Source organism: Halorhodospira sp. M38, assembly GCF_022227985.1.
In the GTDB taxonomy this organism is placed as follows: domain Bacteria; phylum Pseudomonadota; class Gammaproteobacteria; order Nitrococcales; family Halorhodospiraceae; genus Halorhodospira; species Halorhodospira halophila_A.
Genome location: NZ_JAJNQP010000090.1, coordinates 1 through 454, shown reverse-complemented (window position 1 = coordinate 454; position 454 = coordinate 1). Strand labels below are relative to the sequence as shown.

Annotated in this window: 1 protein-coding gene; it reads right to left on the bottom strand. The window is 55.1% G+C overall.

Going from position 1 to position 454, the window contains the following annotated elements; all coding sequences use genetic code 11:
* Positions 1–220 precede the first annotated feature (220 nt).
* The coding region (locus tag LRA98_RS12915; protein WP_238634290.1) for a hypothetical protein at positions 221–454 on the bottom strand (234 nt) is incomplete at its 5' end.

Sequence of the window (454 nt, the reverse complement as noted above, 5' to 3'; positions counted from 1 at the left end):
TGTAGGTAGTGCGTAGCCGGCTTGGTGTGCGGGTGGTGCTCAAAACAGGCCCCAGGATCTGGTTCCGGCAAAAGGAAAAAATGAGCCCGGCATAAACCAGAAATGTTGGTGCCCAGATGGCTTAAGCTGGCATCTTATGTTTAAGGTGCTGTTTATACTGGAGGTGAAGCGCGAACCTAAAGGATGGGCGAACCATGTCAAGGTGGCGCAACCAGCTGAGCTACGCGCCTGTCGATGTGCTGCGCATTCTAATCGTGTGCGGCGTGGAGTCAACCCCATTCGAGTCTTGCCTCAACGATACGTTTTCTGCACAAGCCCGCCGGTTGACGTCGCTAACTGCCTGATAGCCGTGGCGGTGTTCATAACCTGTTGATTCACCAATTAGTGCGGGCTGGATAATCTCTGTCCAACCGACCTCGAGATCGCTGGACGCCGCCAGCGGCGCGTCTTTCTG